At 55.9% G+C, this 7746-nt stretch carries 10 protein-coding genes; 6 read left to right on the plus strand and 4 right to left on the minus strand.

Annotated features, from left to right (window positions below):
• Positions 1-48: 48 nt before the first annotated feature.
• Positions 49-792 carry an acyl-CoA reductase gene (locus A3SI_RS14870; RefSeq protein ID WP_009057197.1) on the minus strand — a complete coding sequence of 248 codons (744 nt, stop codon included), beginning with the start codon at positions 790-792 and terminating at the stop codon, positions 49-51.
• 90 nt (positions 793-882) lie between these two features.
• Positions 883-1224, minus strand: coding sequence for a type II toxin-antitoxin system HicB family antitoxin (locus A3SI_RS14875; protein WP_009057198.1), 342 nt, complete (start codon positions 1222-1224; stop codon positions 883-885).
• A gap of 278 nt (positions 1225-1502) precedes the next feature.
• Between A3SI_RS14875 and A3SI_RS14880 the strand changes: the two genes are divergently transcribed.
• From A3SI_RS14880 to A3SI_RS14905, 6 genes are read left to right on the plus strand one after another with little or no spacing between them, the layout of a single operon-like run.
• Positions 1503-2660: a GumC domain-containing protein gene (locus A3SI_RS14880; protein WP_040671092.1), complete on the plus strand. Its 1158-nt coding sequence runs from the start codon at positions 1503-1505 to the stop codon at positions 2658-2660.
• A complete protein-coding gene (locus tag A3SI_RS17825; protein ID WP_009057201.1) occupies positions 2653-3420 on the plus strand; it encodes a glycosyltransferase in 768 nt (255 codons plus the stop codon). The genes A3SI_RS14880 and A3SI_RS17825 overlap by 8 nt, the downstream gene beginning before the upstream one ends.
• Complete coding sequence (locus tag A3SI_RS14890) at positions 3417-3650, plus strand: hypothetical protein (protein ID WP_009057203.1); 234 nt, start codon at positions 3417-3419, stop codon at positions 3648-3650. The genes A3SI_RS17825 and A3SI_RS14890 overlap by 4 nt, the downstream gene beginning before the upstream one ends.
• On the plus strand, positions 3638-4759 hold the full coding sequence (locus A3SI_RS14895) for a hypothetical protein (RefSeq protein ID WP_009057205.1): 1122 nt from the start codon (positions 3638-3640) through the stop codon (positions 4757-4759). Before A3SI_RS14890 ends, A3SI_RS14895 begins: the two co-directional genes overlap by 13 nt.
• The gene (locus A3SI_RS14900) at positions 4752-5504 is read left to right on the plus strand and encodes a glycosyltransferase family 2 protein (RefSeq protein ID WP_009057207.1); all 753 of its coding nucleotides are present in this window, start codon (positions 4752-4754) and stop codon (positions 5502-5504) included. Before A3SI_RS14895 ends, A3SI_RS14900 begins: the two co-directional genes overlap by 8 nt.
• Positions 5501-6427, plus strand: coding sequence for an NAD-dependent epimerase/dehydratase family protein (locus A3SI_RS14905; RefSeq protein WP_009057209.1), 927 nt, complete (start codon positions 5501-5503; stop codon positions 6425-6427). The genes A3SI_RS14900 and A3SI_RS14905 overlap by 4 nt, the downstream gene beginning before the upstream one ends.
• Before the next feature lie 42 nt (positions 6428-6469).
• Here A3SI_RS14905 and A3SI_RS14910 read toward each other — a convergent pair whose 3' ends face one another.
• Positions 6470-7288 carry a hypothetical protein gene (locus tag A3SI_RS14910; protein ID WP_050977555.1) on the minus strand — a complete coding sequence of 273 codons (819 nt, stop codon included), beginning with the start codon at positions 7286-7288 and terminating at the stop codon, positions 6470-6472.
• 8 nt (positions 7289-7296) lie between these two features.
• Positions 7297-7683 (minus strand): hypothetical protein, encoded by a 387-nt coding sequence (locus tag A3SI_RS19100; RefSeq protein ID WP_050977556.1) that lies wholly within the window; start codon positions 7681-7683, stop codon positions 7297-7299.
• Between the last annotated feature and the right edge of the window lie 63 nt (positions 7684-7746).

The following is a 7746-nucleotide window of genomic DNA, read 5'->3' on the forward strand; positions in this document are numbered from 1 at the left end:
CTCCTCCCCGGGCTAAAAGAAAGCCCGTATCCAGAAGATGTGGTCACCTTATKACCAAAAGATACTTTTATTGTAATCGTAATTGTTTACGTACTTATGATGCTCCCGCACCCACTCGAAATCCGCGATGGCATCAAAAAAAGCATGTAGCTGCTCCTCCTTTTGGACATAGACCTTCGAAACATTTCGGCAGCCCAAGCCATAATAGGTGAACACATCAGCGGCCAGGGCACGCAACTCCTCCGCGGTCTCCGTCCCCCGCAGCACCGCCACCGACGTGCGGTTCTGGCGAATAATATGCGGATAGCGACCGAAATAATGGTGAAAATAGCGGGCCGAATTATTGCTGCCCGTGGCGATGTAGGCATCTTTCGCCTTCAGCATGTCCGCCACCTCGATGTCCGCCTCGAAAACAGGATTGATCGCCTGCAGCTCCGTAATCAGCCAGCGCATCAGCACCTGATCCCCAGAGCTCAACTTGATGCTCGCCTTATGTCCTGCCATCAGCACGCAGAGCAGGTCGTGGAAGGCCACCGCGGGGATGTTTCCAGCTGCCAAAATCCCCACATCCTTATGCCCCTTTGTGGAGAAGCTATAAGGCGCCACCCATTCCTGCAGCGCCTGCCGATCCAGCAGCTGCATGAGGCCATCCAGCGCCGTCCGCAGCATTTTAGGAATGAACCAACTGTTGTTATTTTCGACCCGGAAGGCCAAAGCCTGAAATTCAGCATCGGAGAGCTCGCCGATACGGTCTCCGAGGTGCCCGAGAGCTTGTACGCGTTGTTCTATCATAAGTAAAAAAGGAAATGCCGCCTGTCAGAGGCGGTTTTGCCCTGCCGGGCAAAGGTACCACTGCCTAAGGGAAATAAAAAAAATCCCCCCTCAGGAAGTGCTTTTTTCTACTTTGTAGCGAATGGCCTCTGCCACAAAGTGATTTAAAGAGGTTTTGTCTTCCATCGCTAATAAGGCCGCTTTTTTATGTAGCGACTCGGGTATCCTAACATTAAAACTGCCTTTAAACGGCCTTTCAGGACTATTCCCCGAAGCAGCACAATCGTTTAAATAGCTGTCTATCGCCTCCTTGAAATCCATTTCCAAGGCTTTGCCCGTCTCCCCCTCGTAGGAAATCAGTCCCCTAATCCCTAATACCGCCCCGTAAAGTAAATTGTCTTCCGGACTGTATTCGATCGTCCCTACATATCCTTTGTATTCTAAATATTTCATAGTGCTAACACTTCTTTAATTTGTTTCAACTGATACAATTTCACCACAAAAGCTTTACAAGTTCATCGTAATGAAGGTCAGTAGGCATACTTCGAAATCGCGTGATCAATTTTTCTCTTCGTGATATTCATTTTTAGCAACTATATACAGTTACAAATTTACTTTTTTTTACTGGGTTAAAGCAAGGGGGGAGAGGCGAGAAGGGCTAAAAAAGTCTCGATTTGCTTAATCTCTCCCTTTGCCAGACATTTCGTATCTTTACCAGGAAATTTTTCACTATGCAGGATCTGAACCCGAAGAGGCCCTCTGAAAGCCTCAGCACCCACGACATCCGCCGCATCTGGCGGCAGCATCGGCTCGCCTACCTCCTCGTATGTGGGCTGGCGCTGGCCCTGGCCGTGGCCGTGCACTTTTTACGTCCTAAAAGCTACCGCGCTGAAGCGCTTCTGCTCGTGAGCAGCGCTGATCAGATGGGTGCCTCCCCGAATCTAGGAGGCCTGGCCGCATTAACGGGCTTTTCGCTGCCACTTAACCCCAACCAAAACGAGGTGCCGCCCAGCTTGTACCCGAAGTTGGCCAGTGAAACCAGCTTCTTGCAGCAGCTGCTGCCCCTGTCCCTGCCCCCCTCCACGCTGGCCGATTTTCCGGGGGGGACGCTGGAGAGCCTGCTGGATGCGCGTGCCGCCAAGGGCCTTTGGCCGAAGGCCGAAAACCAAAAACCTTCCCGCAGCCTTTTTCGCGCCGATAGTACCCTTTCCCTGTCGCAGCAAGAGGTGGAGCGGCTAAAACGCTTGGAAAAAGCCCTACAGCTGAGCTGGGATCCACAGGAAAACACGCTGCTCCTGCAGGCCGATATGCCAGACCCTGAGGTGGCGCTGCGCGTCTTAGAAGAAATGCGTGGCCTGCTCCAAAAACGGCTGATCGACATCCGCGCGGGCCAAGCCCAAAACCGTCTCGATTTCACCGAAAAAAGATGGCAGGAGGCAGAAAAGGCCTTTTTCAGCACGCAGGAGGAACTGGCCACCTTCCGAATCGAAAACCAAAACCGAGTTTCGCCCAGCCTAAACAATCGACTAGAGCGTTTGGAAGCCCGATATAATCTGCGTTTCGAAACCTATTCCGAGCTCGGCAAGCAGGTAGAGCTGGCACGGCTGCAAGTGGCCCGCGACACGCCTAATTTCACCCTCTTGCGCCAGCCGGAAGCCTCCTACCGCCCCCTTGGGCCCGGCCTGCTGCTGCGTGGGGGCTTGCACCTGATCGCTGCTGCCTTCCTGATCGTTTGCCACAGTGCCTTCCTGCTGCTGCGCCTTTCTGGGGGAGCAGCCTTAGAGGAAAATAACCACGCAGACGCCTCTACAATGTCCCCTGCGAGCGTCCACTCCTCCGCCAACACGCCTTCCACTACCGAGGCCGCCAAAAACAACCCGCATGGCTAAGCCCTTGTTCAGCATCATCGTGCCGGTCTTCGAAGATCCTACAGGGCTCCGAAAAACACTGCAGAGCCTGCTCGAACAGGGCTTTGGAGCGAAGGAAATTCTGGTCATCGATGGGGGATCCGGGCCCGAAATGCAGGCGCTGCTCGCCGAGTACCGCGCAGATATCCAGCAGTTAGTTTCCGAAAAAGACGAGGGGGTCTACGATGCTATGAATAAAGGCTATGCCCTGGCTACAGGTGACTATGCGCTTATCCTAAATGCAGGAGACACCCTGGCAGCAGCCGATGTCCTAGAAAAAGTCAGCCACTTTGCTGGCAAGGCACCGCTCCTCTATGCGGCCTCGCGCACCTACTTCGAAGCCGCCAGCGTCTTACGTTATGCTGATTTCGAATCCGAGCAGCCCGACTGGTACCGAAAAAAACTGCCCAATCACCAAGCCATCTGGATCCATCGCGCCCTGTACACGCAGTACCGGTACTCCCTTCGGCAGGGACTTAATGCGGACACCCAGCTGCTGCTCCAGCTTTTCGAGCGCTACCCGGCCCTAGAGATGCCTTTCGTGCACAGTCACTTTCCACTCGGCGGGCGCTCGAACTATTACCCGAGCTTTCGGCATGCCTGGTCCCTGACAGCGGCCAGCTACCGCCTTCGGGGCATGCATCGGCAGACCCTCGGGCACCTGCCCAAGTACCTGCTGCAGCGCCTTCTCGGCCGCCGTCGTTACTTACATGTGTACCTTCGCTACCTCCTGCGCAGATGAAGTCCCTGACAGCTCCCCTATCGCCCCCCTCTTTAAGGCGCTCGGCCAGCTGGCGCCAGCTGGCCTGGTATGGGTTTTTGGTGGCGGTTTTTCTGCTGCCACTGGACAGTAGCCCCTTTTTCCCGCTGAATAATCAGTACCGGCCCCTCTCCTTTTTCTTTCTTTTGCCGGCCGCCTTCGCTTTTCTGCTGGATCGGCAGTGGAGTCGGCATGACCTATGGGTGGCCTGATGCTCAGCTTGGCTGGCGTACATGCCGTAGCCCTGGCGCTAGGCCTCCTGGGCCGCTGGGAGCATCTGCCTAAGGCCCTGCTCAGCCTCCTCATTTTAGGCATTTCCCTAATCGCCACACGCTATTGCTTGCGCCATGCCGCCAACCTTGGCAGGGAGAAGGTACTCGCCAGCTTGGGCCGCGTGGCCACCTGGTCGCTGTACCTGATCTTCGCGGTGGGTGCCGTGCAGCTGGCAGGGATTGCGGGGCTGCTGCCCCAAAACCTCTCCGAAGGCTTCACCCTGCTATTTAGCTACCGCACCGTGAACCGCCTGCAGGGAATCTCCGGGGAGCCCTCCTGGATGGTGCGCTACCTGATGCTCTTCGGGCTGCTCCATGTTTTTTTTTACCGCGGCAAAGGCCGTTTTCTTAGCCTCCCCCTCTTGGGGCTTTTCCTGCTGCTTTCCGGATCCGCCTATGGCTACCTCACCGTGCTACTTAGCGGAGCGCTCTACCTTATCGTCTTTCGCCTGAATCGCCGTAGCCTGCTTTTACTTGGACTTATTAGCCTGCTCAGCCTGGCGGGCCTAAGCCAAATCCGGCAGTACGAAGGGGACAACTACACCTTCCGGCGCCTCTCCAATATCGCGCGGATCGTAGCCGAGCCCGAAGCGCTTTTCCTGATTTTGGAGCGGGAAGGCTCCATGTTTCAGCGCATCATGAACCCCGTTATCGGCTTCCAGAGCGGTTCCAAAACCTTTTTCCTCGGCACGGGCCTAGATGGCTACCGCTATGTGTACCCCGACCTGGTGCGGGAGCGCTATGCCTATGCCCTGGCTTTCGAGCAGGTCTACGAGGCGGTGACGGAGCGCTCCTACATCACGCCGAAATCCCTCTATGCGAAATTTCGCGGAGCTGGGCCTGCTGCCTTTCTTGGCCTGCCTGCTAGCCATCGGCTATGGATTTTGGGTTTTGCGCTGGCGCAAAGGCCCCCTTCCCGTTCCCCCCACGCGCGCTTCGCTCAACTGCTTTTCTGCGTCAGCTTGGTCTCCGTCCTGAACACGGATAGCGTCATCAACCAAAGTCTGATTTTTTCGCTATATTTGTGTTTTTACAGTATTCATGAGTAAAACAGCCCTCGTCAGTATCATCACTCCATGCTATCAGGCGGCCCGCTATCTGCCTGGCCTACTGGCGAGTGTACAGGCCCAGCAGTACCCCCATTGGGAGCTTTGGCTCGTGGACGATGGCTCCAGCGACGGGACTGCTGCCGCCATCGCCGAAGCTGCCGCCGCGGATAGCCGGATCCACGCGCTTTTCCTGCCTGAAAACCAAGGTGCCGCTGCTGCACGAAATGCTGGCATCAGCGCCGCCAGGGGACGCTATATCGCCTTTTTAGATGTGGACGATCGCTGGATGCCGGAAAAACTACAGCGACAGCTGGACTTTATGCAGCGCGAAAACATCGCCTTCAGCTATACCTATTATAAGGTAGTAGAAGAAAATGGACGGGCGGCCGGTGTGGTGGACCAACTCCCCGCCAAGCTCAGCTACGAACAGCTCTTGACCCGCAACTTTGTCGGCTGCCTCACGGCCATGTACGACAGTGCGCAGCTGGGCAAGGTCCTCATGCCAGCGCTTCGAAAGCGCCAAGATTATGGCTTGTGGCTCCATCTCCTTAAAAAAACCCCTTATGCCTACTTACTGCCTGAGGTGCTCGCCACCTACACACGGCGGGAAAGCTCCCTGTCCAGTAATAAATTAGGCCTCATTCGGTATAACTGGCAGCTCTTCCGCCAGGTGGAAGGGCTATCCCTGCTGAGCGCCTGCTATTACCTTTCCTGTAACATCACCGCTAAACTTTTTTCCTTATGATCACCGTCATCGGTGGGTCTGGATTTATCGGCACGGCCCTTTGCCGCAGCCTTCAGGCGCAGGCCATCCCCTTCCAGATCGTAGATAAAAATCCCTCTACCACCTTTCCTGACCAGACAGAGCTGGCGGATGTGCGCGACCCTCAGGCCCTGGCGAGCGCCTGCCAAGGGAAGGTTTGGATCAACTTAGCTGCTGAGCATCAGGACAATGTGCGTCCGGTGCGCCTCTATGAGGAAGTAAATGTGCAGGGTGCCCGACATCTCTGCGCCTTAGCCGCTGAGCGGCAAGTGGAACGCTTGCTTTTCGTGAGCTCGGTGGCGGTGTATGGGGAAAGCCACCCGAATGCGGATGAGGAAAGCCCCCATGCGGCCAGTCACCCGTATGGGCAGACTAAGGCCGCCGCTGAGCAGGTCTATCGGGACTGGCAGGCAGCAGATCCCAGGCGGCGGCAGCTGCTCATCGTGCGCCCCACCGTGGTATTCGGAGAGGGAAATCGGGGAAATGTGTATAACCTGCTGGCGCAAATGGCCTCCGGGCGTTTTGTGATGATCGGCAGTGGCCAAAACCGGAAGTCGATGGCCTATCTCCCGAATGTGGTGGCCTTTATGGAACATCTTTTAGGGCAGCCCCAGCGCGCGGGCGTACAGGTATTTAACTATGCCGATAAGCCTGATTTCAGCATGGAGGAGCTGGTGCAAAACGTGTATGAGGCGCTCGGCAAGCCCTCCACCTCTCCTTTTCGTCTGCCCTATGTGTTCGGGTATGGAGCCGGCCTGGCCCTCGACCTGCTGGGCAAGCTGCGGGGCAAACCCTTTACAATCAGTGCCATTCGGGTAAAGAAATTCTGCTCCACCACCACCTTCAGCAGTGCCCGGAGTGCCGCCAGTGGCTTTCAGGCACCGTTTACTTTGGCCGAAGGCTGAGGGAAATGATTCGTGCCGAGTTTTTACGCCGCTGAAGGCACCTTAGATGCCAAATTCCACCTGAAACATGCCCGTCCAGGTATTTCCTGCGCGGCTAAAGCTCGTCAAGCCCTGTAGCCAGCGGTAGCCTACATTCGCCTGCACCTTAATGCGGTGTCCATTCAGGTATTTGGTCGCGCCGAGGAGTCCTTCGTCCACGCGCTGTCGGATGGCGGAGGGGTTTTGGTTCGGTACCACATAGGCATAGCGTGCGGCCAGCTCGAGTCGGGGGCCCACCATGCGGGAGAGCTGCGTGTTGATGCCGCGGCCCACCACGACCAGCCGGATATCGCCTGCCTCATTCGTCGTGATCGGGTCGGGACTATTGCGCTGCATGTATTCGGACATCAGCGCCCAACCTTGGTACTTGAACATCATATCCGCGATGAGGCTATTCAAGTTGCGCGCCTCGAAGAGCTCAGCACCGAGTTGGCCCTGCGTCCGCACTGCTTTTTGGTTCGCGGAGTAAGTAAATCCGAGGGAAAGTTTCGGTCGCGGCTCGAACTCGATATCCCCTTCGGAGTAGTCCCCATTATTCGAAAAGTAGCCGAAGGGCAGCCATTCCAGGCGTCCGGTGTAGGCCAGGCCGTTGTTGATGGCCAGCGCATTTCGTCCGTCGCCCGAGGTGATGGCTGTTTTCACCTGCCAGACCTGCTGGCCGGTAAGTTTTTGTGGGACGGTATAGTAGGTGTACAGCCCAAAATCCCGATCCAGGGTCAGGAGACCATTTACGATAGAGCGATCGGCAAATTGGAGATTTCCTGAGCTGATGACTCGTTGGCGGTTTCCGGGCAGCTTGACCTGTCCGAATCCGAGGTACAAATTCTCATTTACGGTATAATACAGGATGGCATCGCGGATGGCTGCGCCACTTCTCCAAGCTCCAGGTCCATGTCTGCCCGGGAGAAGGAAAGTTGGATGTAGTATTGGAATTTTGGGGAGAGGACGTATCCGTCAAAGCGCAGGCGCAGGCGTCGGATGCGCATTTCGAAGGCCTCCACTTCGGCGCGGTCACCGGCGAGGGTATTAAAGCCTGCGCGGTTTTGCATGCGGAAGCGTAGGTTCATCAGAAACAGGGAGTCACGCTTAAAGGAGACGCCATCTTTCACGTCGATCATGGCGCGTTCGTCGGATTCTACGGATTGGGCATGGCCTTTTCCTCCAGCGAGGAACAGGGTGATGAGTAGGAAGAGTGTGAGCGCAAGCTGCTGTTTCATGCGCCAAATTTAATTATTAATTGTTAATGGTTGATTGTTAATTGTTAATGGTTGGTGGGATGG

Source organism: Nitritalea halalkaliphila LW7, assembly GCF_000265075.1.
Classification (GTDB): domain Bacteria; phylum Bacteroidota; class Bacteroidia; order Cytophagales; family Cyclobacteriaceae; genus Nitritalea; species Nitritalea halalkaliphila.